Below are 809 nucleotides of genomic sequence, written 5' to 3'. Positions count from 1 at the left end.
CAGTCGAGCAGCGTCGAAAACACCTTGAAGCGGCCGGACTGCATGCGGTCGAGCATCTCCATCAGCCCGGCCTCGACCGAGACCGAGCCGTCGGCGAAGCGGGCGTGGTTGCCGAGCATGTTCAGGCCGTGCAGAGCGCGGTGCCTGCGCCTTCCAGCGTCTCGCGGCGGCCGTCGCGCGGCCATGCCCATGGCAGCCATTCGCCCCAGGGTTTCAGGGCGAGCGCCTGCATCGCCGGTGTCTGCTGCGAGGCGCGCGCCGCCTTGGTGACGTAGACGACATCGGCCTCGCTGTCCCAGGCGAGCTCGACCGCGGCCGAGGGATGGTCCCAGCCGAAATCGAGCGCGCCGATGCGCGGCCACCAGCGCGGCAGCCGGAACGGCTCGCAGGCGATCATCTCCTCCGGCACCGGAAAGATGCGGCCCGAGCCCAGCACCGGAACGCCCTTCGCCCGCGCCTCGCGCTCATGCTCGGGATAGGCGGCGATGATCGCCGCGCGCTCGGCCGGCGTGTAGTGCTCGGCGTCGTCGATGGTCATGAAGGTGACGTGTCGGGACATGGCGGTCCTTTCCCTTCTCCCCTTGTGGGAGAAGGTGGATCGGCGCTCAGCGCCGAGACGGATGAGGGGTGCGCGAAGGAACACGGCGGCAGTGATTTTGCGGACGCCGGCGTCAAGCTGGAACACCCCTTGTGTGTCTGGAATCGTGCATTGTTGAGGGGTGCCACGGACCAGGTGCTTGCCTGATCCGTGGCGGCGGTCGAGAGCCCGTCACCCCTCAGGTAGCCTAAACCGTGGATGAGCTGGGGCC

General features: G+C 68.6%; 1 protein-coding gene. It reads right to left on the bottom strand.

Going from position 1 to position 809, the window contains the following annotated elements; genetic code table 11:
• Window positions 1-121: 121 nt before the first annotated feature.
• A complete protein-coding gene (locus EN738_RS34710; protein WP_348629124.1) occupies window positions 122-559 on the bottom strand; it encodes a terminase family protein in 438 nt (145 codons plus the stop codon).
• Between the last annotated feature and the right edge of the window lie 250 nt (window positions 560-809).

The organism is Mesorhizobium sp. M4B.F.Ca.ET.017.02.2.1 (assembly GCF_003998955.1).
Lineage (GTDB): Bacteria > Pseudomonadota > Alphaproteobacteria > Rhizobiales > Rhizobiaceae > Mesorhizobium > Mesorhizobium abyssinicae.
Note: the sequence above shows the minus strand (reverse complement) of the source record. Positions and strands in the feature narration are given on the sequence as shown.

What these genes read in the sequence shown, in the direction of transcription:
- EN738_RS34710 (WP_348629124.1), bottom strand. Translation starts at nt 559, where the DNA reads ATGTCCCGACACGTCACCTTCATGACCATCGACGACGCCGAGCACTAC.